Annotated in this window: 19 protein-coding genes and 1 pseudogene; 7 read left to right on the top strand and 13 right to left on the bottom strand. The window is 42.0% G+C overall.

The features are described from left to right. Nucleotides 1–384 precede the first annotated feature (384 nt). The 4 genes from DXA97_RS18130 to DXA97_RS18115 all read left to right on the top strand — a co-directional run bounded on the left by DXA97_RS18130 (nt 385) and on the right by DXA97_RS18115 (nt 1,990). Nucleotides 385–756: a DUF2500 domain-containing protein gene (locus DXA97_RS18130; RefSeq protein WP_118562437.1), complete on the top strand. Its 372-nt coding sequence runs from the start codon at nt 385–387 to the stop codon at nt 754–756. 51 nt (nt 757–807) lie between these two features. Further along, nucleotides 808–1,224 carry a hypothetical protein gene (locus DXA97_RS18125; protein ID WP_118562436.1) on the top strand — a complete coding sequence of 139 codons (417 nt, stop codon included), beginning with the start codon at nt 808–810 and terminating at the stop codon, nt 1,222–1,224. A 25-nt stretch (nt 1,225–1,249) separates the two neighbouring features. Next, nucleotides 1,250–1,627, top strand: coding sequence for an SdpI family protein (locus DXA97_RS18120; RefSeq protein WP_118562435.1), 378 nt, complete (start codon nt 1,250–1,252; stop codon nt 1,625–1,627). A 96-nt stretch (nt 1,628–1,723) separates the two neighbouring features. Continuing rightward, nucleotides 1,724–1,990: a hypothetical protein gene (locus DXA97_RS18115; protein WP_118562434.1), complete on the top strand. Its 267-nt coding sequence runs from the start codon at nt 1,724–1,726 to the stop codon at nt 1,988–1,990. Nucleotides 1,991–2,276: 286 nt separating this feature from the next. Here the strand turns inward: DXA97_RS18115 and DXA97_RS18110 are convergent, their stop codons facing one another. Next, the gene (locus DXA97_RS18110; protein WP_118563826.1) at nt 2,277–2,792 is read right to left on the bottom strand and encodes a JAB domain-containing protein; all 516 of its coding nucleotides are present in this window, start codon (nt 2,790–2,792) and stop codon (nt 2,277–2,279) included. 451 nt (nt 2,793–3,243) lie between these two features. On the opposite strand from DXA97_RS18110, the gene DXA97_RS18105 reads away from it, so the two are divergent. Genes DXA97_RS18105 through DXA97_RS18095 form a run of 3 tightly spaced genes read left to right on the top strand, consistent with a single transcriptional unit; the run spans nt 3,244 to nt 6,297 of the window. Beyond that, complete coding sequence (locus DXA97_RS18105) at nt 3,244–4,254, top strand: site-specific integrase (protein ID WP_118563827.1); 1,011 nt, start codon at nt 3,244–3,246, stop codon at nt 4,252–4,254. 14 nt (nt 4,255–4,268) lie between these two features. Continuing rightward, the gene (locus DXA97_RS18100) at nt 4,269–4,715 is read left to right on the top strand and encodes a hypothetical protein (RefSeq protein WP_118656209.1); all 447 of its coding nucleotides are present in this window, start codon (nt 4,269–4,271) and stop codon (nt 4,713–4,715) included. A gap of 58 nt (nt 4,716–4,773) precedes the next feature. Next, nucleotides 4,774–6,297: a hypothetical protein gene (locus DXA97_RS18095; RefSeq protein ID WP_118656207.1), complete on the top strand. Its 1,524-nt coding sequence runs from the start codon at nt 4,774–4,776 to the stop codon at nt 6,295–6,297. Nucleotides 6,298–7,061: 764 nt separating this feature from the next. Here the strand turns inward: DXA97_RS18095 and DXA97_RS18085 are convergent. The 12 genes and pseudogenes from DXA97_RS18085 to DXA97_RS18020 all read right to left on the bottom strand — a co-directional run. Beyond that, nucleotides 7,062–7,586, bottom strand: a complete 525-nt coding sequence (locus tag DXA97_RS18085; RefSeq protein WP_118656205.1) for a hypothetical protein — start codon at nt 7,584–7,586, stop codon at nt 7,062–7,064. Between the two features lie 673 nt (nt 7,587–8,259). Next, on the bottom strand, nt 8,260–8,673 hold the full coding sequence (locus DXA97_RS18080; protein WP_118563830.1) for a PTS sugar transporter subunit IIA: 414 nt from the start codon (nt 8,671–8,673) through the stop codon (nt 8,260–8,262). A gap of 7 nt (nt 8,674–8,680) precedes the next feature. Continuing rightward, the gene (locus DXA97_RS18075) at nt 8,681–9,454 is read right to left on the bottom strand and encodes a ChbG/HpnK family deacetylase (RefSeq protein WP_118563831.1); all 774 of its coding nucleotides are present in this window, start codon (nt 9,452–9,454) and stop codon (nt 8,681–8,683) included. 19 nt (nt 9,455–9,473) lie between these two features. Next, on the bottom strand, nt 9,474–9,965 hold the full coding sequence (locus DXA97_RS18070; protein ID WP_118656203.1) for a PTS sugar transporter subunit IIB: 492 nt from the start codon (nt 9,963–9,965) through the stop codon (nt 9,474–9,476). A gap of 23 nt (nt 9,966–9,988) precedes the next feature. Beyond that, a complete protein-coding gene (locus DXA97_RS18065) occupies nt 9,989–11,173 on the bottom strand; it encodes an amidohydrolase family protein (RefSeq protein WP_118721329.1) in 1,185 nt (394 codons plus the stop codon). Between the two features lie 21 nt (nt 11,174–11,194). Continuing rightward, the gene (locus tag DXA97_RS18060; RefSeq protein WP_118563595.1) at nt 11,195–12,010 is read right to left on the bottom strand and encodes a PTS system mannose/fructose/sorbose family transporter subunit IID; all 816 of its coding nucleotides are present in this window, start codon (nt 12,008–12,010) and stop codon (nt 11,195–11,197) included. Continuing rightward, nucleotides 12,010–12,807, bottom strand: coding sequence for a PTS sugar transporter subunit IIC (locus tag DXA97_RS18055; RefSeq protein WP_118563594.1), 798 nt, complete (start codon nt 12,805–12,807; stop codon nt 12,010–12,012). The genes DXA97_RS18060 and DXA97_RS18055 overlap by 1 nt, the downstream gene beginning before the upstream one ends. Before the next feature lie 145 nt (nt 12,808–12,952). Further along, nucleotides 12,953–14,977, bottom strand: coding sequence for an HTH domain-containing protein (locus tag DXA97_RS18050; protein ID WP_118721328.1), 2,025 nt, complete (start codon nt 14,975–14,977; stop codon nt 12,953–12,955). Nucleotides 14,978–16,943: 1,966 nt separating this feature from the next. Beyond that, nucleotides 16,944–17,762, bottom strand: a pseudogene (locus DXA97_RS18035) (MFS transporter); the annotation flags it as partial. Between the two features lie 285 nt (nt 17,763–18,047). Beyond that, nucleotides 18,048–19,547 (bottom strand): HD domain-containing phosphohydrolase, encoded by a 1,500-nt coding sequence (locus tag DXA97_RS18030; protein ID WP_118563599.1) that lies wholly within the window; start codon nt 19,545–19,547, stop codon nt 18,048–18,050. An 8-nt stretch (nt 19,548–19,555) separates the two neighbouring features. Then, nucleotides 19,556–21,718 (bottom strand): ATP-binding protein, encoded by a 2,163-nt coding sequence (locus DXA97_RS18025; RefSeq protein WP_118656201.1) that lies wholly within the window; start codon nt 21,716–21,718, stop codon nt 19,556–19,558. Continuing rightward, nucleotides 21,702–22,516, bottom strand: an 815-nt coding sequence (locus DXA97_RS18020) for an ABC transporter substrate-binding protein (RefSeq protein ID WP_243107755.1), incomplete at its 5' end; no start/stop codon positions are given. The genes DXA97_RS18025 and DXA97_RS18020, both read right to left, overlap by 17 nt.

The raw sequence follows: 22,516 nt of genomic DNA, 5'->3' as shown, positions 1-22,516 counted from the left end.
TTGCTTATATTAAAGTGAATGTTACTATGAGGAGCCGTATGCGGGAAAGCCGCACGTACGGATCTGTGAGGGGCTAAGATTGAGAGGTCTTAGTCTACTCGACTGCCGATGCCAAAAAGTAAAAACAGTATATCGCGGAGGCGATGGCATGAATAAACTATACGATTTATTAAAATATATTATCTATGCGAGTTTCTATGTGATTGTGATTAAAACGGGTATGGATTTCTATGAGTATAAGCGCTTTCCGAAACTATACGAATCGTATTCTTCACCGTGGTATACAGAAACATTACTGTATATCGCTGCTTCACTTTTCGTGATTGTCGTATGTTTTGTGCTCAGAGTGATCCTTGGACGAAAGATGAAGAAGAGGTGAGCTATATGTTTATGATGTTTGAGTTTATGTTTCCGATTATCTTCGTAATGGTTTTCGGCATGATCATCTTCCAGTTTGCGACAGGAATCGGAACATGGCATAAAAACAATCAGTCACCGCGTTTGTCGGTGAATGCAACCATCGTCGCAAAGCGTGAAAGTATCACACATCATAGCCATGCAAATGCGGGTGACCTGTCTGGAACGCATGGCTACCATTCGACTTCAAGTACCAGCTACTATGTCACGTTTCAGGTAGCGAGCGGTGACCGGATGGAACTGCCGGTTACTGGCAGTGAATATGGAATGCTGGCGGAAGGCGACATTGGGAAACTTACGTTTCAGGGAACGAGATATCTGTCATTTGAGCGCGTGTGATTCTGGAGTTGATAGTGTGAAAGAACCTAGGATTTACAAAGAGGGGGCACTATGAAAAAGAAACAATGCATCTTTTTTGCTCTTATATTGATAATCGTAGTTGGTGCAGTAGTAATTATCTTAAACATACCAGATAATCAGCAAACATCATTTGTTGTCGATGGAAATAATTGGTCGGGCGAAGTTGTCAATGGAGGTTCTTTGCTGTTGGAGCTGAATAATGATGATAATCGTAAAGAATGGTCAATCACATTGAAACCAGAAATCTTTGTAAGCGATTATCACAACATTGCGGGAACTATTTCAGAGTTTCATATAATTGCCTTGAATGACGGAAAGGGTGAAATGGTATTTCAGTGCACAAATGATGATGGCCGCACTGACAAGTATATACTTGAGCTTTCCATTTCACGTCATCAAAAAAAATATCTCCAAATTGATTCCATTTCCTTCAAAAAGAGCGAATGACAATTCAAATTTCAGAGGTGGTTTTATGTGGTTCTGGTGGTTTATTTTGGTTTGTGACTTATTAGTTCCTTTTACAATGCTGATTGCCGGAAGAATGATGTGGAAGCATTGCCCGAAACACATTAATGGTGTGGTCGGATACCGGACACGGCGTTCCATGAAAAATATAGAAACATGGAAATTCGCACATGATTATTGCGGCCAGCTATGGTGGAAGATTGGATTATGGATGATTATTCCTTCCGTACTGGTGCATGTTCCATTCTATCACAGTGACGAAGATGCGATTGGAAATGTCAGCCTAATTCTGGTAATCATTCAATGCATTGTTTTGGTTCTATCTATTTTACCAACGGAACACGCATTAAAGAAGAAATTTTATGATGACGGAACGCGCAGATAGAATATGACGCAGGCAGAAATTCACCTGGCGGGAATATAATTATAATTACCAAAGTGGTGGAAATCCTAAATTTCAAATGTCAGGAGGAAATATTTGATGAACTATATTATTATCGTTACAGATTGTGACTGCATCGTTTCATTCTATTCATTTCATGGAACAGAAAAAGATATGCTTAGTGTGCTGAAGAAAAAAGCAGAGGAACGCCGACAGGCTCTTGCGGAACGTCCGGAATATGTAACTGATATTGAATATGATGAACTTACTTCTTCCTGGCACATAAATATTCTTAGTGATAATCTTGAAGTGACGGAAAGTATCACTGCAAAACCAGTAGACTTAATTGAATGTCTTAATGCATAGTAGAATTGGTGATAAATTAAAAAGAGGGGGAAGATCCAGATATCGTGCTGATTGTACCACACAGGAAGTCGTTTTAAATCTGGAATGGCCCCTCTTCATCGTCAACTATTCGTTAAACCAGTGTTTAGCGAATAGTTGGATGCCACTATCCCATCGTGATTTTGGGTATCAGAGTTTAAAAATCCACTTCCTAACGTAGCAAAAATCCGTCAAAAAGATTTCCGATCATCCTGATTCATCCAGGATTTACAGGTATTCACAACTTTTCGGTTTTCTGCAGTTTGCTTTACGCATCCATTTCTTCCTGATCTAATCCTATGTCGGTCAACGATACGCCTGGGTTTTCCTTTTTCATGCTGTAAAATGTATCTTCACCGATGATCACATGATCTATTAAGCGAATCCCCAATATTTCCCCGGCCCATGCAATCTGACGTGTTAATGTAAAATCTCCCTCAGACGGCTTAGGTACACCGCTTGGATGATTATGCGCAACCGCGATGGCTACTGCATTGGCTACAATCGCACCTTTGAATACGTTCTTGATCTCTACATTGCATGCATAGCTTCCCCCGATCGCTATAATTTCCACACCAATCGGATGCAGCTTCATATTAAGATACAGAACTACAAATTGTTCCCGGTCTGCCCCATCAAAAACCGGCTTTATTACTTTCACAATTTCTTCCGGAGCTGCAATGCCGGTCGCCCTGCGCTGCTTCATTAAGTCACGATCTTTCTCCAGCCGGACCCTGTATAGACTGATCCTCTGCGTATCTTTCTTTACCTTTTTCCCCTTCATCACTTCTTCTCCCCTATTATGTTTTTACAAGCACTATTCTTTCCAACTGCAGCTATTTTCGCATTTCATAGCTCACACCTTATCATTCTCATAAGTAATAGCCTATTATCTGTAGGAAAATATTCTTCCAACAATGATGATCAGGAATATGAATGGAACTGCCTGTATTCATGCGTATACTTTCACTTATAATTCTATTATAGGCAGATTATATGTTTTTTCCAATCTGTTTCTCAGTTTATGGCCGTTTTTGTGCTCCGCAGAGTATTTTTCATATAATGTTTACGTTTACAATGTAAACGTAAATATTATTAAACTCTTAATTCATTTGAGTGTGTATCTGCCCCCATTGGTCCGAATATATGTTCTATTTTCGTTGATTTCAATTCATTCTCATAGTATAATAAATCTATAATTGAACTGTATCATCACCCGATTTGAGGAGGATTTCATGCAAATATCCGAAGAATTATTCCAGAATATTTTAGACCAGCCGAATCCGGTGGATTTATCACGGCTTACTCCCTATTGCTCCGACTTTACACTGGATTCATTTTCTCAATACCGTAAACATTTCAAAAATACGAGAACAGCGAATGAATATGCTTATATGTTTGCTGATTTTTTCAACCTACTAAAAAAAGACATCCAGCAGATATCTGCAGAGGATGTGCATTATTACTTTTCTTCTGTGCGCGATAAATATTCCAAGCATTCCTTATGCACACGGATCCGTGCATTGCGGGCATTTGCAAGATACTTAGATGCAGAAGTCAGCGATGACACTGCTGATTTCGATATGTTGGTACCAGATCTTCAGCGTGAGGAACCGGCAGAAATCTCAGATACTGGAAGATTTTCTGGACTCTTTCCAGAATTTTCTTTCGAATGTGATCAGCCACTTGTTGTTGGGATCACCATGCAGGATATCGATCACGTATTATCTACACTTATGGATGAACAGAATGTAACCTTGTTTGCAATAATTTCACTTGTTCTTCGCACGGGCATAACAACGGAAGAAATTTGTGGCTTAAAGATCCAGCAGCTGGTTACCAGTGGCCAGGCTGATCAGTGTGGAATTATGATTTTGGGTATCAGAAACCGTTTTATCAAGGTTCCATCTGACCTCTTCTCACTGCTGCTACTGCTTTCCGAGCAAACAGACAATGAAACAGGTAATCTTTTTCTAACCGGACTCAAGCGGTACCCGTTTACTCAGCGCAACCTGTTGTTGGAAATCAAAAAGGCCTGCCTGCGGGCCGGAGTTCGTCCTTTCACTCTGCAGCAACTCCGTAATTTTGCCATTGTTTTAATGCTGCGCAGCCACGCCCCTGAGGAGTTGGTATCAGACTATGTTTCAACAGACTCCAGATGGATGACCAAATACAAAGAGGCTGCCCCGAGCCTAAACGCTGCCCCATGTGATTATGTAGCCTTATCCTTGCGATATAATAGCTAAGGAGGAAATGAAGTGTGAACCGGCTGCCCTTTTTCAAGAGAAAACAAAAATCAAATTCATTTGAGCAGCTCTTAACTGCAACTGCTGTAAAGCCGGCTGCCATTAATATAGATTTCACTCGGTCTCACATTGAGCGCGGCCTGCGGCAGTGGCTTTTCGCCCAATTAAAACAGGACATTAACCTGCTGCCGGATGCTGCCTTGACAGAAAAGTTTTTCTACGAATCACAGGATTATATCATTAAGGGATTATATGGTTTCTTCGCTATTCGTTCAATCCAGGAAATTGAATTAACAGATGCTTCATTTAAAGATTATGATGACTCCTGTTTGCACTCCATTACTAGCATCCAGTTTGTATTTCAATATACTGTAAAAGCATCTCGTACTTATACCCTACGCTGCACGGCTGTAAATAGCACAAGGTTTGGTTGGCAGATCAGCCAGGTCACCCAGATTTAGTTTTGTCATCCATTCACTATAATTAGACAAACTAGCAGTATTTATGGAGATTATTATTATGGCCAGAACATTTCAGAAGTTTTTGCAGAGTAAAATTGATCTCTCCTCCGTGGGCCTAGAGTTCCGTGAAGATAATGCACCATACTTTTGTACGCCCAAAGGATCATCTATATTTGGTTGGGCAGGTGTGGACGGTATCCATTTCTGCTTTATTCGGAGCTTTGGAAGCATGGTATTTTCCATTAACCCTATGAACTCTTCACCTAATTTTGTTCACCCACTGGCGAGGAATTTTTCAGACTTTTTAAGCTTGATCCTTGCTTGCGGCGATGCATCAACTTTGGAGCAATCGTGGATGTGGGACGAAGCGCAATTTGAAGCCTTTTTGCAGGACAATCCTCCAACGCAGGAACAGCAAAGGACACTTTCGGAGCTTGCCGAGAAAATGAAATTGAAGCCTATGGAGCATCCATGGGCATATATCAAAGAGCTGCAAACATCTTTTGATTATAGCAAAATCAAGTATACCGAGGATTATTATGATACTGATATGAACCCGGATGCAGAACCGACGATCCCGGAGTGGAAAGTCTACTTTGATGGAAACTTTTGGGGGCATTCAGGAAAAGACCGTGCTGGGGCAGAAATCCGAGTAGATAAACAATTTGAATGGGCTGGGCATCATTGGACTATTCCTGCGGTGTATTCCTGCAGCAAGGGACTTGTCTTGGATTTCTGTATGTGTACCCCCGCAGAGGACATTTGCAAGTTTATGAAAAAGTGGGATTTACACCCCGAAAATGACTCCTGCATATACTTCACGCAGGAGCAGCAAATACAAATAGATTTAGACAACCCGCTTTGCCTTGACTTTATTCCTCGTTTGGAATTGAACGGGAAAATTATGCAGACTTCCCACGGTTGCTCGGTGGTCTTTAATCCATGTTTGCCAGATGGGATGATCAATGAATTGGAAGCAAAGTGGGCGTTGGAATACTATAATTTGGACATATCCTATGGGTGGATGATTTTTAGGGCAGCTTTTCCATGGACAAGCAAACGCCGTCCTGAAATAAAATCTCTCTCCCTTACGATGGAGCAACAGTCGCACCGTGTCCCAGGACCACATTTCAAGACACCCGCTCCCGGCGATTCGTTTTCTTTCTCCCATCCAGTCAGCGGAATAAAATACACATTGACCGTACAGGAATTGGATCCGCAGACAATTTATAAAAAGCGCATTGACTCTGACCGTTGGTTTTATCCGACGCATTTTACTGCTATGAGCTATACGCTTTCGCCTAAGCCAGACGATGATATTTTCATCCGGGATTGTGCTGATGGCGATAAGCCTTTAGAAATCGCTCCTATAACAAATCACTTTTCACCGGAAGCACAAAATGATATTGTCATGATCGGCGGTGCGTATGGGGCAACCACGATCCTGTGGGATGACAGCAAGCAAAAAAATCTCCATATTGCTTGCTCTGCCCTACACTTTGAACCAGTATCGGACGATATTGAATGGTGGGTTGAGTTTAATATTACCCATCCATTAAAAAAAACATTCTTGCTCATATAACACATATTCAGCTAATTCCACGCTAGGTAAAATGGACGGACTGATCAGCATAGATGTCAGTAGATCCTATACACATGGATACTGTTCGCCAGGCGTGCCATAATCTGCGCCAGCATTTAAATGTGATCAAGTATTACCTGAGCAGCGGGAAAACAGAGGATCTGAAATCGTATATCGAATAGTACCGCATGACTCTTCCCCCAGACACTGCCCGGACCTGGTGCGAAAATTATGCAGTTAATACCATTGTCCGCTATTACGGATAAGGTGCACGCAAAGCTGGAATTGACTTTTCCGTTCGTCTCGAACTTCCAAAACGCCTTTCCATCAATGAACCGGCGTTATGTTCCATTCTCGGAAATCTCCTGGAAAATGCGCTAGATGTCTGCGGGGAATGCAAAGATATTGCTCCTTTTATCCGCATCCGCGCCCGGTAAGAAAGCGGGCATATTGCACTAGCTGTGGACAATACCTGCTGCTGCACCCCTATCGAAGAAAACAGCCAATTCCGTTCAAGCAAGCATGAGGGCTTGGGCACCGGAACCGCCTCGGTCCGGGTGCGCAGCGTCATTATGGAGTAACAGAATTTCGCTATGAAGATGGTATCTTTTATGCTTCCGTCTTTATCTAATGGTGCATCATCCTTGTGCGCTCATCCAGATGCCCGTTCCCTGCGGCGACCTTACCATAACTCCTGGGCGTTACCATATGTATCTAACAGAAAGACTGCGGGACAAAATTCCTGCAGTCTTCCTAATATCGTATTATTTTCTATCTGCAATCTCATCAAATGCTGCTTTCAGTTCCTCCACGCGTCCTACCCGGATGCCTTCAAAACGGCCATTCTTTCCATTGATTCCGTTCAGCCATTTCACGCCTGTACCTCCGGCCGTTTCCCAGCGTGTAAGGTTTGGTGTATGGTCATCGACCAGGATGTCCATCTTTCCCAGTTTTCGGTGCAGCATGGTTTCAACAAATTCCGCTTTATTTATTCCATAAGGAACAAAGAGACAGTGTGAAGAGCTGATTCCCGGCAGGTACTTATCCAGCCACTTTTTCTTTTCCAGAAGCGCTCTGGTATCTGTATAGTATGAGGATAATATATTCATGTTTATGTCTGCCTTCAGAGCAGCACTTAAAAAATCCAATAATTCTGTTTCCGGTTCCAGGTCTGTATAATATCCAGGTTTTCTGCTTTCCTCCACTGGAACATCTCGCCATTTTGCAATTGTCCCATCCATATCAAAATACACCCGCATATCACTTTTCAGTATCATTTTCTTCTGCATATATAACCAGCCCTTCTTAGTTTCCGTTTCCAAAAGCTGAATTTTCCGGAAGATGTTTCTCTATTTTGCAAACATTTGTTCTCTATTCTAGCAAATATACTCTGGCTGCGCAAGTCCTAGCAAAAAACTTCACAAAGACAACCTTGTATAGGCCACCTCTATGAAGTTTCTTACTATAGGAAAGGTTCTAAAAAATCTGCTTTGTAAATTACCCATATAAATAACAAAAGACTCCCGAAGGAGCCTTCTGGACTATGGGCTTCTCATGTTTCCATAGTACGATCACCAAATATATCTTAGCCTTTTCAAACAAGTTTGTCAAGGCGAATATACTCATTTTAGTTTATGTGCGATCACATTAAATAATACAAAAATTGTGATAAATATACACAATTTCATTTAGCCCAATTTTTCCACAGCATTTTAAAGGCCCCAGCTCAAGCCATCTGATCACCGGTCTCTACCTGAAAAGTGACATAGCAGGACGTTCATCTTCTGTATTTCCTCTCAAATAACCGCTCTCGTTTGGAGGACAGCGGCGGTTATTTTTGTGTCATTGGACGAAGTTTCCTATGACATAAATATAGCTCCTGCTTGTGAAAAAACAGACAGGAGCTATCAGTTTACCATAAAATTTTCGATTCTACGATGTCAAATTACGGTTTTTCATTTCCTAGAACAATTCATCCTCTTCTTCCTCGCCGCTCTTTTCCAGATCCACGATCCGGATTGCTTCTCTGGACTGCTCAATGACAGATTCCAGAGTTTCGCGGATAATATCGCCTTCTAAGATGGTCAGTCCGATCACCAGAGCTAAGTTCACACCAGCTACCAGAGTGGTGTTTGGACGATCCAAATAGGTGTACATGGTGCTGTTGACGCTACCGCCATACATATCAGAAAGCAGGATCACCTGATCTTTTTCTCCTACGGTCTGGAAAAATGCATCCAGAGCATCGTTTAAGGATTTCTCATCCACATAGGCATCAAATACCGTCACACGGTCATGGCCTCCTAATAAAATATCCAGCGAACTGGCAAGGCCACTTGCCAGATGTCCATGGGAGGATAGAAAAAACTTTGTCATAACTTTATCATCCTTTCAGATCGCGATAGCTGATCAGCTCCACGTTATTTTCTTTCAGCCAGTTTTTAAACCGTTCTCCTGTGACAGCCGCCAGATCCATGGTTCGGATCATGGTATAGGTGGTCACAGGAAACAGTTCCTGATCTACATAGCCGCAATGGGTACCCAGAAAACCGATCTGGTTTTCTAAAAATCCCGAATCCGTTGTCACACAGTCTGTAAGATCTGCTTTCATCTGGTCTTCTAACGGAAATGGTTTTTTATACCAGGTTTTGGATGGACGTTTGATTCCGTATTTGTCGTGCATCTCACGTACCAGTGAAATTCCATATTTCTTTCCCATTTCTTCCATGGCTTTCCAGGTTGCAGGAGTGCTATAAGAATGGCCATGAAGATACTCTGGAAGTTTTCCGGTCAATTCTCTAAATTTCAGGATCTGGGCTTCTGTTTCGATAAGACAATCCTCAAGTCTGACATGATCCTGATTTCCATCTTTCTGATCGATTGCCCGATGCATTCCGGAAGTCAGAAAAGAGCCATCCTTCTGAACCAGTGACGGAATCTTCTCTGGATCTGCACATGGCCGTCCTGCCACCAGGTTGATATCTTCTCCCAGACAGATCTGCGGATAGGATTTCATTAATTCTACGGAAAATGCAGCTGCTGGCATATTAGAAAATAATCCAGTGCAAGTAATCGCCCCTTCTCTGGCTGCCCGGGCAATCCCGCAGCTGACTGCTTCTGTAATTCCAAGGTCATCGGATTGAATGATAAGCTTCATATGTGAAAACCTCCCGCTTCTACTGGATCAGTTTCTTTAACGGAATTGCCATTTCTTCCGGAGTTGTCTGATAGATGCAATCCAGTCCGGTGGCCATCAGTTCACGGAATGTTGCTTCCTCCACATCATCACAATAGAGGTTATTATCAAAACGTTTCCGCTCTTTTCCCTCTTTTTTCGGAGCTACTCTTCCATAATTTCCTACATTGATAAATGGGATTCCTTTTACTTCTTTTGCCATCCGAAGAGCATCTTCCGGGCTGTTTACCAGAACCAGAACTTTTAATGGCTCACATCTTGGATCGTTTAATGTCTTGATCGCATCATCAATGGATTTAATGACGGTTTTGATTCCTGGAGGTGCTGCCATTTTTAAGGATTTCTGGATCATCGTATTGGCAGCTGCATTGTTATTGGCTACCACGATGCTGTCCACGCCAGTATGACGGGACCATTTGATCGCAATCTGACCATGGATCAGACGCTCATCAATACGGAATAATTTGATCATAAAAGAGTGTCCTCCTTGCTGTTCTAATTTACTTTTAATTTCAGTGCTTCTGCATTGAAGATGGTTTCCGGTGTATCGGTATTCCGGTCATAAACCAGCTTACCGCCTACAAACGTGCGTTCACATACAAAGTCATCATTCACAAAGATCATATCAGCCCTTTTGCCGGTCTGTAAAGAACCAGTTTCTCCATCGGTTCCCAGATATCTCGCCGGGTTAATGGAAGCCATGTAAAATGCCTGTTCCACTGGAACCCCGACTTTAGTTACCAGCTGCTTGATGTTTCGCAGTACCCAGCTTCCACTTCCACAGATACGGCCATCGGAATTTAAGATCAGTCCCTTTTCATCTGCATAATTTTCCCTTCCATAACGGATATAAGTTCCAGTCGGAAGTCCTGCGATAAAGTTGGAATCGGAAATCAGACAGAACTTGCTGTAAGGCTGCAGCTTAAACATGATCTTTAACATGTCCGGGCAGATATGGTTCAAATCTGTGATAACTTCATAATAAATGTTATCTAATAAGAGTAAGGCACCTAAAGTACCTACATCTCTATGGTGAATTCCCCTCATTCCATTGCCCAGATGTGTGGCAATGTCAAATCCAGCCATTTTCTTGGCCTCGTAGATATCTTTAGCATAAGCTGCGGTATGACAGCATGCCACTTTGATCTGATGTTTATGCAAACAACGGATCACATCATAAGCTCCTGGAAGTTCCGGTGCTATGGCCATCACTTTCATTTTTCCATGAGCTTTCTCGATCAGACGCTCTGTCTCCGCAACATCTGGTGCTGGCCAGGTCTGTCCTACGGTCTTTTCTCCACCTCTGGCCCAGAACGGCCCTTCACTGTGGATTCCGTAGATCACAGCTCCCTCATATTCCTGATCCATCACGCGGGCGATCGCCTCAAAGGCATCTTCTTTGGCAGTTGGCAAAATACCGGTAATACCGATGGAAGCAAGAGCTTTGACATATCCCCTGATGTCCTCATCGGTACAGGGATCGGTCATCGACCAGCCACCAAAGCCATGGTTATGTACGTCTATAATGCCAGGAAAAATACCGGTATGCCCGACATCTTCATATTCCCCGTCCCATTCTGTGGAAATTTTCTCGATTGTTCCATCACAAATGGTGATATAGCCGTTTACAAATCCATTTTCTGTCAGAATCCGTTCTGACTTCCATGTTTTTCTGTTCATTGTACGGCCTCCATATTCGTTTTAGAAGATTCCAAAGAATGCTAAAACGATTGAAATTACCAGGATACCAAATACCAGAGTGATCGGTTTGTATCCTTTTTTAATCAGTTTCATCAAACCAAATACCAATACGATGGATAAGATACCTGGGATGATGGAATCCAGGATATCCAGAACCACAACGGAAGCCTCACCAATGGTGATCGTCCATGCCAGTTTTACCTTTACAGAAGAAGCTACCATTGCACCTACCATGGTGATACCCATGATGCTGGCCGCCTTGGTCAGAGCCTGCATCAATCCGGAACTGAAGATCGTATCGATAAAGGTAGTACCGTATTTATAACCGGTCTTTAACAGATACCAGCTGCCTGCCAACTGAGAACCTCCATAGATCAGGATGAATAAGAGTACGCCAAGGATATTGGCCTGGCTGCAAAGACCGATGGCAATACCTGCTGCAATCACTCGCAGACAGTTGAAGAAGAATGCATCTCCGATACCTGCGGTTGGCCCCATCAGAGCAACTTTGATGTTCTCAATGGTGGTATCATCCACTGCACCGGTCTCTTTTTTCTGACGCTCCAACGCATAGGTGATACCTGCGATCAGGGAGAACAGTACGGCGTGGGTGTTAAAGAAACCATCATGACGACGCATAGCCTCTGCTTTTTCTTTTTTGTCTTTGTATAATTCGTCCAGAGCTGGTTCCATGGTCAGGGCAAAGGCATTACCTTCCATTTTCACCATGTTAAAGCTGGAAAATACCAATCTGGAGTTCCAGAACATCTTTTTTAATGTCTTTTTCTCTTCCGGTGTGTAATTTTCTTTTGCCATTAGAATAAATCCTCCTCTCCTGCAGATGAAGATGAACCACTCGTTTCTGCGATTTTGAGAACATCATTGATTTTCTTCTCATTGCAGAAGTAAGTGATGGAGATCACAGCAGCAATGATTGCGATTGCGACGGTTGGAAGAGACATGTATTTGCACAGTACATATCCCAGGAAGAAGAAGCATCCGATTTCTTTGTTCCAGATCATAGAAAGCAGAATCGCAAATCCAATACCGGTCATCATGGAACTGGATGCGGATAAACCTGCCATAATGAATGCTGGTAAATTGTTCATGACATGTTCCAGGCTGTTTACGCCAAATGCGATAGCTGCAAATAGGATGATTGCCTGTGGTAAACGGTCAACAAAGAAACCACAGAACATCACCTGAGCACGGAATGATTTCTCTTTGCCGCTGGCTGCTAATTTCTCCCAGTATGGAGCGAAAGAAGCCAGAACTGGTTTCCACATCTCATTTACAGAACCCATTAAGGTACCGATCGGCATTGCCAGTGCCAGTCCTGTCTCTACGTCAGCACCAGTCAGGATGGTATACGCTACTGCGATAATACTGCTGGCACATGCGTCGGATGGAATGGAACCACCGATTGCAGAAATACCCATAAAAATTGCCTCAAGAGATGCAGCCATAATCATACCGGTTCTAATGTCCCCCAGAAGTAAACCGGTTACGGTCGCTGTCACGATCGGTCTCTGTAAGGTCTGCCATGCCAGTAGACGGTCAGTACCCTGCATCAGAATCCACACCAGTGCACAGATTAAACCACTTTGTATCATAAAACTCCCTCCTTAGTTTTGTTATAGCCCTATTATAAATCCTATTAAGAAATGTTCCATTTTCATTTGTGCATGATGTCTACGGAAATGTTGTTTTTTGCCCTTGTGCTAGTGCAATTTTATAACGGCAATTTCTTCTCGCTCCTTATATCTTGCACCGAATTCCCTCTGTCATGATCTCCATCACAGATTTTTCCGTCAGATGTGGCGCCAATTCCTCAAAATTGGACTGCAGATAGCGAATTCCATTTTCCAAGAAACGCAAAGAAGCAGCGGATGTCTGGAAATCAATGGCAATAAACAGTACCGCCTGAACATTCTCATCTCCATATTCCATCGTTTTTTTGAAAAAGTAGAGATCAAAAATGTGTTTTCCCGTGTAACAGGACGGTACGATGGCACAGAGAAGCTGTTTTCGCACCCGAAGGTGGATGGTATTTAAAAAATATTGATTCAGCAGTTCTTTCGCCTCCATATCTTTTCCCCACTGATAGGAAAGAAGCTGCAAAATGCTTTGGATGCTATGAATGGAAAAATCTCGATGAACTGACAATTCTTCCCAATTTAACTGTTTTTCCACCTGTTTCAGATCATAACCACTTAATAATACCTGTCTGCGGATCTCCTCCGTATCCTCTGGCGTTATCATTGCATGAACCTGCAGATAGGGCCAGGAATAGTGGTACGCATAGCTCTTAAAACTTCCGATCATCCAGTCATAATCTTCCACCCGCAGTTTTCTCGCTTCATAAAGTGGTTCCACCCTTATATCATCAATCCACCAATCGCCCAATCGCCGCAGCATATCTCTGGAAATGGTCTGGGCACTGGCTTTTCCATTTCTTGCACAGATCAGAAGACGCCGTGGTACATATGGATATTCGATCATATCTATTACTTTATAAAGACTTACTCCCAAAAGCTGGGTATTGTATTCACTGATCTTTATTTTCTCCTCTTTATATAGAAATTCTCCAATACTGTCTGCCAAAGCAAGTACCATAGAGGAACGTTTGATCGCGTTCTGGGAAATACTATTTCCAAGCATCAGACAGCCTTCGTATCCAAAATGTTTCTGAAACAAGATTCGTAAAAGATCAGACATCAGTGCCTCTGACAGTGCCTCTTTCGGAATTTGCTCCGGGAGATTCCATCTCATTTTCAAGTAACAAACCGTCTTCCTGGCCAAATTTTCTGCTTTTTCATTAAAAACTGGAAACCGTTTCTCAAGCCCCGGTATCTGTTCCCAATCTCCCCACATCAAAAACAGAATCGAAAGTGCCGCAATCTCCCCATCTCGTCTAAAGGAATCCTGATCATAGCCGGGAATCTCTCTTAAATTCGTCAAAAGCTGTCTGGCTAATTCCCATTCCCCGGTGGCATAAAGTTCTTTGATCGTCCCCAGATGATACACCGTCTGACTCTCTTCCTCTTTTGAGATCACATTTCCAGACTGGATCCGTTTTCTTACTAAGAGGATGTAGTCCACCAATCGATTTACATAACTATCAAACAATTCGCATTCCGAGGCCCGAATGGTATCAAGCACGATCTTACGAATCCGATCTTTATCCCCTTGATCCATAAAAGCACGTTCATAGGCCTGATTCTCAAACGCTACTACCCGGATCCGGAAATGATTTTCATAGAGTTCCAACATACCGAGTCTCTGGCCCAATTCGCTTCCGCATAATTTCATTCCGTGACCTGGCTTTGTAACAAGAGATAGCTGAAACGAAGCAAAAAATTCCCGCACCCACGGCATTTTCTTTTTCACTGTACTGGCAGAACAGTATAGCTGTGCCGCCAATTCCTCTAACAGAAAATATCCATCTTCATCCGCCGCCTGACGACACATGATGGCTCTGGCCAGCTGATAAGAGAGATGTTCCCGATTATTGGCCTCCACATTGTTAAAAAGAATATTCAGCCACTCTCTTGTCTTGGCAAATTGATCCGGCCGGTCAATTTTCAACAGATATCCTTTGCCTCGAACCGAATCCAGGCTGCATCCACAGTCTTTTAGAAAATCCCGCAAATGCTCCATATCATTTTTCACCGTTCGTTCCGACAAGTTCAGTTCCCTGGCGAAATCTCCCGCTTTTAGGAATCCATCAGCCTCCAGTAACAGATATGCCATTTTCAAAATACGTTTTTCTTCGATTATCATTCTTTGGTATCCTTTCTGCCTGGTAAACTTAGGGACCTTTTTTTGCAAATATATGGTGTAAAAGCTCCCTAGTAAATATACTGAAATAAATCTTCCTTTTTCATCATTCTTCCGCCAATACCTTCAAAAGCACTTCTTCCAACGCCAGAGCCGCTTTCGAGTGATATCTTCCCGGTGGCAGCAGATAAGATCCACGAAATCCACTGATTCCCAGGATCACGCTGCCGCTTTAATAGGGTAGAGGGAAAATAAATATTTTCACCCCTCCCATTGAACCGTACATACGGGTCTCGTATACGGCTCTACAACTTATATTTCAATATGTGAGTAGGGTCTTCCGAGGTAAGACACTAATCTTTCGTTCCACAACCTCTTGATTTACAATTTCGGTTTACGTTTACCATTGGGGCTTCGATTTGCCTTGCAATCTTACCCACCTAATTGCCTTATCAAATTTCTGTTCGTAGGCTCAAGAACTTTGCTACACCACTTCCCCCATCCATACCGTTACTGGTACCGACTTGTGGTTCATTACACTTGGCGGTAAATACCTGTGACTGGACTTGCACCAGTAAGATTAGTGCCATGCTCGGCACATAAGAAAAAATCCCTTGAAAAATCAAGGGATTTGAGAGGCGACAACCAGATTTGAACTGGTGATCAGGGTATTGCAGACCTTGCTTTTCTGCCTCCAGGAACCGCATAAATACTGGAGTTTTCACCCCTCGCATTCTGTTTGGTGCCTTATTGGTGCCCTATTTTGATTTCAAAGGCCCATTTTTCACTATTTACAGGATATTTGAACGTATCCAACTTGCATATTTTCAAAACTATGGTATACTATATTATAGAAGGATACCACCGATAGACGGTTGGTCCTGAACAAGATTAGTTAAAAAATAACCGCTCTAGTTGCTGGACTGGGGGCGGTTATTTTTGTGTCTTATTACTATCCCGGCCAACTTTGTAGCCGAGACCAAAGCACGTAAAGCATAAGCTCAACAGTGCTATTACATCAGCAATACTCATTGGCTAAGCCCTCCTTCTATCAGATTCCCGTGAGGTTTCTATGTAATCGGAGGGTCACAGTCCCTCCGCAGAAGGACCAACCGCCTACCGTTATGGTGGCACCCATATAATTATTTTACCATACTATGATGAATTATGGTATCTTTATTTGAATAATTTATGTATCTCTTATTGCATTGATAAAGCTAACTTCAAACGAGCCCTCGTCTGAGCAATTTCTGTTCTGCGACCTTCACTTTTGGCATGCCCAGCTTAAAGCCATCTTCCTATGATCGTCTGAAACAAACCTACTTAAAGCAAATAAAAAATACATCCGTTGGTCGGAGCCAGCTAGGTACTTTAACCAGTTTGGGAATCCAGGCGTTGATCAATTCATACACCACTACGCTTTCCTATTCTACTCTAAAGAAAGTCTATGATCTTCTGAATAACTGCTACCGATATGCAGTAGCAACAAGGAATATAGGCTACAATCCAGTAGATGGTGTACAACTTCCAAAGCAGGAAAATATGAGCATTCAAACAAAGGAGATTGCAATTCTACCAGATGTCGATGTAGAACTCTTAGAAGCTGCTCAATCTATGTGTTACAAAACAGGGCGGCTAAGATACTGGTACGCCCCTGCCTATGCCCTTATTCTCAATACGGGACTGCGTTCCGGAGAAGCACTTGCCCTGACATGGGATAATGTCAATTTCCATACCAAGACACTTACCATTCGGTAAAATGCTTCCAGAGTCAAAAAAAGAGATACCACCGATGCCTCCGGCAGTAAGCAGATTATCACCACTACAAAATCACGCTCTGGCACTCGGCAGATTCCACTTAACAATAACGCTCTGATCGCCCTGGAACGTCTACAACAGTTGCAGGAGAACAATCGCATCAAGACTAATTATGTGATCTGTACTTCAACTGGTAAAATGGTTGTTCAAAATTCTTATTTAAAAGAACATAGGTCATAAAGAAAATTCCCACATTAACCATTGCTGCACGAAGCTGCTGCAGAATGTAGATCACACAAATCATGGAAAAATACTTGTTCTCAAACAGCAGCTTTACAGTCTGCTTGAAAGAAAGCTTATCATCCTCAATCCCCATAGAACCATTAGATTTCAATTCTTCTTCCGGAAGTTCTTTTACGGAAAATACAGCAAGCGTATTGGTGATGATACCGATCACACAGTAAATGAGCGCAATGATTCTCCATGCTGCTGCACCGTTACCAAGAAGCTCAACTGCTCCTACAGTAATAGACTGAATTGCAAGGTTTGTAGCAAAGGAAAACATGAAACGGAAAGAACCCATCTGCACTCGTTCTTTACTGTTCTTTGTTACCAGAGAAGTCAGTGCTGCATATGCGATGTTATTTGCCGTATAGAATACTGCGTTTAACAGGGTATAGCAAATAAAGAACCAGGCATACTGCGCAGTTTTACCCATATTAGTAGGGATCGCAAAAACTCCGTAGAGCGTGATAGCACAGCCAAAGAAACCATAAAACATCCAGGGTCTTGCCTTACCCATTTTGCTCTTTGTCCGGTCGATCATGGTTCCAAAAAAGATATCCGTTATACCATCAAATAATTTGGATACTGCAATTAATGTGCCAACGATTCCTGAATTTAAGCCAATTGTATTTGTCAGGTAAATCATGACAAAAGATGACAGGAACGCATAAACTACGTTTCCTGCGATATCACCACTTCCGTACCCCACTTTGTTATGCCATTTCAGGTATGTCTTCTCTTCCATTTTAATCCCCTTTTCATATAATAGTCTTTGTCATCCTGCCTTTTCAATACGTTGTAACTACTATACAAAAATGCGTGGGAAAACTCCATATCTTTTATGAGACAGAATGTGCACAAAATGATAGGGGTTACATACTCCCACCACTCAATTACTGATGAATTAACATATCGTAAACAGTTTTCGATACAAATCTAAAATACTGGGAAATCATCAAAACAATTGCTATAAAACAGAGTGTTTTCCATAACAGGATATGCCATATCCCCCTCAACTGCTTTGCATTTTCTATTTTACAGTGTCAAAATACCCGATAATTCCTATGCATACGTCTTTCTTCATTGGCGACCACAGCGTATGCAATTTCATTTTATACATCTGACTATTATTTTCCACTGTCGCTTTTATCTTCACAGAGATTTCTTTATTTTGTACAGATGTCTGGTGTAACAAAACCCGAATATATTGAACATCTTCTTCATTTACTCCGAATTCTTTGAACAGATCAATTTTCGGATTATTTCTCTGACATAATATCTGCTGATTTCCGTTTAATATAGTAAGCTGACCTGAAACCGCATTGTAATCAATCGAATTCATGCCACTGTTCGATTTGAAGAAATCGATTTTTTCCTGCATGACCTTGACAAGACTCTGTGAATAAATCTGGCTCGGTAAGGATTTATCACTGAGTATTTCATTCGAAAGCCTTTGTATTTCATGAGAATATTTATTATCGTCCATTTCTTTATTAAGCATTTTTGAAAGCTGAATACTCAGTTCTTTCAGGCAATTAAGAAGGGTTGGATTAAACTGTCCGCATTGTCCATCCAGGATCATTTGAATCGCTGTGTCATGATCAAATGCTTTCTTATAGCATCTTTCACTTGTAAGTGCATCATAAACATCAACAATCGATACCACCTGTGCGGAAATTGGTATTTCTTCACCTTTCAATCCATCCGGATAGCCCTTTCCATCCCATCTTTCATGGTGCCACCTGCAGATTTCCCATGCGGTATGTACCAGTGGATGATCTTGTGGAAAGTCCATATCCTTAATTATAGCTGCGCCAAGCTCACTATGTTTTTTCATAATCTTAAATTCTTCATCGGTAAGTCTGCCCGGTTTATTCAATATTTCTTCCGGAATACGAATCTTACCAATATCATGAAGGGAAGAAGCAGTTGTAATCAAAGCAATATCTGCCTCTGTTAAAGGATAATCATCTGTTACTTTTACCAGTTGTCTCAGCATCATCTCCGTTGCTGTTTTTATATGCAGGATGTGCTCTCTACTCTCGCTGTTACGGGATCCCAATATATTACTCATAATCCGAATCATGATATTGTTATTTTCTTCTTTTTCGTAAACCTGATTATAAACCACATTGATCAGATGCTTTTGGTTCGTATAGAGGCCCAGGGTATTCTGAACTCTTTTCTTTACAATCACAGAATCAAACGGTCGTGTGATATAGTCTGTGATTCCCAGCTCATATGCCTTACGCATAGTATCAACAGCATCTTCAGAAGATATCATGATCACAGGAGTTTCAGCAATACACTGGCTTCTTTTCATTATTTCCAAGACTTCAAAACCATTCATCTGTGGCATATTGATATCTAAAAGCATCAGATCAATTCCAATATTTTCTCCTATCATCTCGATTGCCTGATTTCCATTTTCAGCTTCCAGATAATTATAAGTATCTCCCAGAATCTCCTTCAATATATCTCTGTTTAACTTTGCATCATCTACAATCAGTATTTTTTGTCTTTTATCCATATTTTTCATCATCCTACCAATTTATGAATTACCCTTACCAGTAATTCCACATCAACAGGCTTAGCAACATGTTCATCCATCCCTGCTTCTTTTGCTCTTATTCTGTCCTCCGTGAACGCATTTGCTGTCATTGCAATGATCGGTATTTCCTTTGCATCCTCTCTTTCCAGAGACCGGATCATCTTTGTGGCTTCATAACCATTCACGACCGGCATCATAATATCCATAAGAATGACATCAAATTCACGAGGTTCACTTTTTTTGAATACTTCAACAGCTTCCTGTCCATTCCAGGCTTTTGACACGTCAGCGCCTTCATTCTGAAGCACAAATTCGGCGATTTCCATATTCAGCTCATTATCTTCTGCCAGAAGAATATGCAGTCCCTTTATAGATTTTTCGGATACCTCCTTCTGTTCTTCACGTTTATCCGCATCCGGATCTATTTTAAATGGAACCCGAATCACAAATGTCGTCCCTACGCCTTTTTCACTTTCAAAAGTAATGGTACCACCCATTTTCTCAACCAGTTTCTTTGTAATCGGCATTCCCAGACCTGTTCCTGCAAATTTTGTGCGGCTTCCGGCATGCTCCTGTGCAAATGGTTCAAAAATATGCTTCTGAAACTCATCTGTCATTCCGATTCCGGTATCCCGGCAGACAAATTCTATTATCGTCATTTCCGGCTGTTCGGATGAAATTTCCCTGCAGCTGATATAAATCTGCCCGTTTTCTCTGTTATATTTCACCGCATTCGACAGGATATTCATCATCACACGTTTCACATACCTCGGGCTTCCAATAAGATCACGGTGTTTGATTTCTTTTTTCTCCCATACAATTCGGATATTCTGTTCTGCAGCAATCTGTTCAATCACAACAAGCACTTCCTCAAAAATTATGCTCAGATTAAATGGACTCTCTTCCAGAACGATATCATCTGACTCCAGCTTACTCATGTCCAGAACATCATTTACCAGTTCCAGCAGTAGATTGGATGCCTCTTTAACCTTTGTCCTGTATTCCGTCTGCTTCTCCATATCATCTGCATAATGCTCTGCCATATCAATCATGCCGCAGATTCCATTGATCGGAGTCCGGATATCATGGCTCATCCGCTGGAGAAACTCTGTTTTCGCCTCATTGGCGGCTTCTGCCTTTTTTGCAGCTATCAGAAGTTCTGCTTTATATTTTTCATCTTTTTCCTGTTCCTGTTTCCGGTGTGCCAGATTGGTTCTGTAGGTCCAGAACCAGAATATGCTGAACATCAGAAAATAAAGAAAAATAACACCTGCTACACTTAATGGGAGGTTATGGAACACTTCCGTATCCGGAAGATATGCATAGATATAATAATCACTCTGCTTCAGCATGACTCCATAACATCCGATTCCTTCCGTCTTTAAATGATGGATATGCTGACTGTCTGTATGCTTTTTCATTGCCTGAACAACTTCGTTGTCAGCTGTATTCTGCCCCAGCAGACTCTCATCATTGCTGGCAACAACAACTCCCTCGTCAGCAACAATAATCGTTCCATCTTTCTGAGTACAATAACCTTTTAAAAGTCCCTGTATTGTCAGTGTATAGTTTCTGGCAAATTCAGGAGATGTGTAATAGTAGATTGCAACAATACCCGGTGCATCTTTTCTGGCACAAGCTGCAATGTCAATATAGGATCCATCTTCTCTGGCAAACCGTTCTGAATAAGATCTTTCTTCATATCCGGTAAAATCCATGATAATGTCTTTTTGCAGATACTCCGTAATCTCATTGGTCAAAAACTCATCTGTGCTGTATTCACAGTCCGTCTTTCCATCTGCATCCAATACAAGGATACCATCCACCCAGAGAGTCTGCAGGTTTTCTTTCAGAAAATCCTCACTTAACTGCCCGCCGTTTTCTGTTTCCATGCTAATATTTGTACTCATCTGTCTGGCACTTTCAATTGCACGGAGGAGACTTTTGGATTCCGAAGATTCATTATAATGGGTGTAGGTGGAGCACTGCACTTTGACATAGTTTACAATCTCCACCATTCTTTTCTCTGCTTCCGCTTTTTCTGCGTGGAAGAAATAAAACAGGGAGACTACAGCCACACAGATTCCAATCACACCGCCGAGCAGCTGGATTCGTTTTTCTTTTGTCTTTTTCTTAATATCCAAGATCATCCACCTCCAGATACTTCTGGGGATCATCCAGATATTTTTCAATGATTTTCAGGGACGTGCCATCCTGCCGCATCTCTTCCAGTGTTTGGTCCATCTGCTCACAGATTCCTCTGTCATCATCTTTTGCAAAAGCAACTCCTATCCCAACAACCATCAAAGGTTCTTCCAGGATACGAAAGCTTGTATCATAATCTTTCATATACTGGACGACAGATTCTTCATGTGCGCCAACTGCATCTACATATCCTTTCCCAAGAAACGTATAGATCAGTTCCCGATGTCCAAGACTGATAAGATTTCCAAGTTTTGGAATTCTCTCATCCGTCCTGTCCAGAAAGATGCCTTCCGGTTTGGTTGTGGACTGAACGGCCAGATTCTTTTCCTCGAGATCACTCAGTTTATAAATATCACTATTCTCATTTACAGCAACCACCTGACGGCTTGCTATATATGGTCCTGCCCAGCGGTAATCGTCAAGGCGTCCTTCCATGGAAAAACATCCCATGATACAGTCAATCTCTCCGCTCTCCACCAGTTCTTTTTTCTTCTCCCAGTTAATCTGGACAACCTCCACCTGATATCCCATTCTTTTGAAAGCTTCCGTAGCCAGTTCTACATCGATCCCCGTCGGTACACCATCCTCATTCAGATAATTGTATGGTGGATAGTTGTCGCTGCCAAGCGTAATGACAGGCTTTTCGGTTTCTTCTTTCGTGTTATCTGTGTTTTTACACCCTGCCAGGGTGACTGCTAAAATTCCCGCAAGCAGAATGCCTGCAATCACTCTTTTTCCTTTCA

Source organism: Clostridium sp. OF09-36 (assembly GCF_003481985.1).
Classification (GTDB): Bacteria; Bacillota; Clostridia; order Lachnospirales; family Lachnospiraceae; genus Brotaphodocola.
This window is presented reverse-complemented; position numbering and strand designations above follow the sequence as displayed.

Excerpts from the sequence above, each read along its gene's own strand:
- DXA97_RS18050 (WP_118721328.1), bottom strand. The coding sequence starts at position 14,977 with ATGATAATCGAAGAAAAACGTATTTTGAAAATGGCATATCTGTTACTG.
- DXA97_RS18115 (WP_118562434.1), top strand. The coding sequence starts at position 1,724 with ATGAACTATATTATTATCGTTACAGATTGTGACTGCATCGTTTCATTC.
- DXA97_RS18030 (WP_118563599.1), bottom strand. The coding sequence starts at position 19,547 with ATGGATAAAAGACAAAAAATACTGATTGTAGATGATGCAAAGTTAAAC.
- DXA97_RS18125 (WP_118562436.1), top strand. The coding sequence starts at position 808 with ATGAAAAAGAAACAATGCATCTTTTTTGCTCTTATATTGATAATCGTA.
- DXA97_RS18105 (WP_118563827.1), top strand. The coding sequence starts at position 3,244 with ATGCAAATATCCGAAGAATTATTCCAGAATATTTTAGACCAGCCGAAT.
- DXA97_RS18120 (WP_118562435.1), top strand. The coding sequence starts at position 1,250 with ATGTGGTTCTGGTGGTTTATTTTGGTTTGTGACTTATTAGTTCCTTTT.
- DXA97_RS18055 (WP_118563594.1), bottom strand. The coding sequence starts at position 12,807 with ATGATACAAAGTGGTTTAATCTGTGCACTGGTGTGGATTCTGATGCAG.
- DXA97_RS18060 (WP_118563595.1), bottom strand. The coding sequence starts at position 12,010 with ATGGCAAAAGAAAATTACACACCGGAAGAGAAAAAGACATTAAAAAAG.
- DXA97_RS18110 (WP_118563826.1), bottom strand. The coding sequence starts at position 2,792 with ATGAAGGGGAAAAAGGTAAAGAAAGATACGCAGAGGATCAGTCTATAC.
- DXA97_RS18025 (WP_118656201.1), bottom strand. The coding sequence starts at position 21,718 with ATGATCTTGGATATTAAGAAAAAGACAAAAGAAAAACGAATCCAGCTG.
- DXA97_RS18130 (WP_118562437.1), top strand. The coding sequence starts at position 385 with ATGTTTATGATGTTTGAGTTTATGTTTCCGATTATCTTCGTAATGGTT.
- DXA97_RS18070 (WP_118656203.1), bottom strand. The coding sequence starts at position 9,965 with ATGATCAAATTATTCCGTATTGATGAGCGTCTGATCCATGGTCAGATT.
- DXA97_RS18075 (WP_118563831.1), bottom strand. The coding sequence starts at position 9,454 with ATGAAGCTTATCATTCAATCCGATGACCTTGGAATTACAGAAGCAGTC.
- DXA97_RS18080 (WP_118563830.1), bottom strand. The coding sequence starts at position 8,673 with ATGACAAAGTTTTTTCTATCCTCCCATGGACATCTGGCAAGTGGCCTT.
- DXA97_RS18065 (WP_118721329.1), bottom strand. The coding sequence starts at position 11,173 with ATGAACAGAAAAACATGGAAGTCAGAACGGATTCTGACAGAAAATGGA.
- DXA97_RS18085 (WP_118656205.1), bottom strand. The coding sequence starts at position 7,586 with ATGCAGAAGAAAATGATACTGAAAAGTGATATGCGGGTGTATTTTGAT.
- DXA97_RS18095 (WP_118656207.1), top strand. The coding sequence starts at position 4,774 with ATGGCCAGAACATTTCAGAAGTTTTTGCAGAGTAAAATTGATCTCTCC.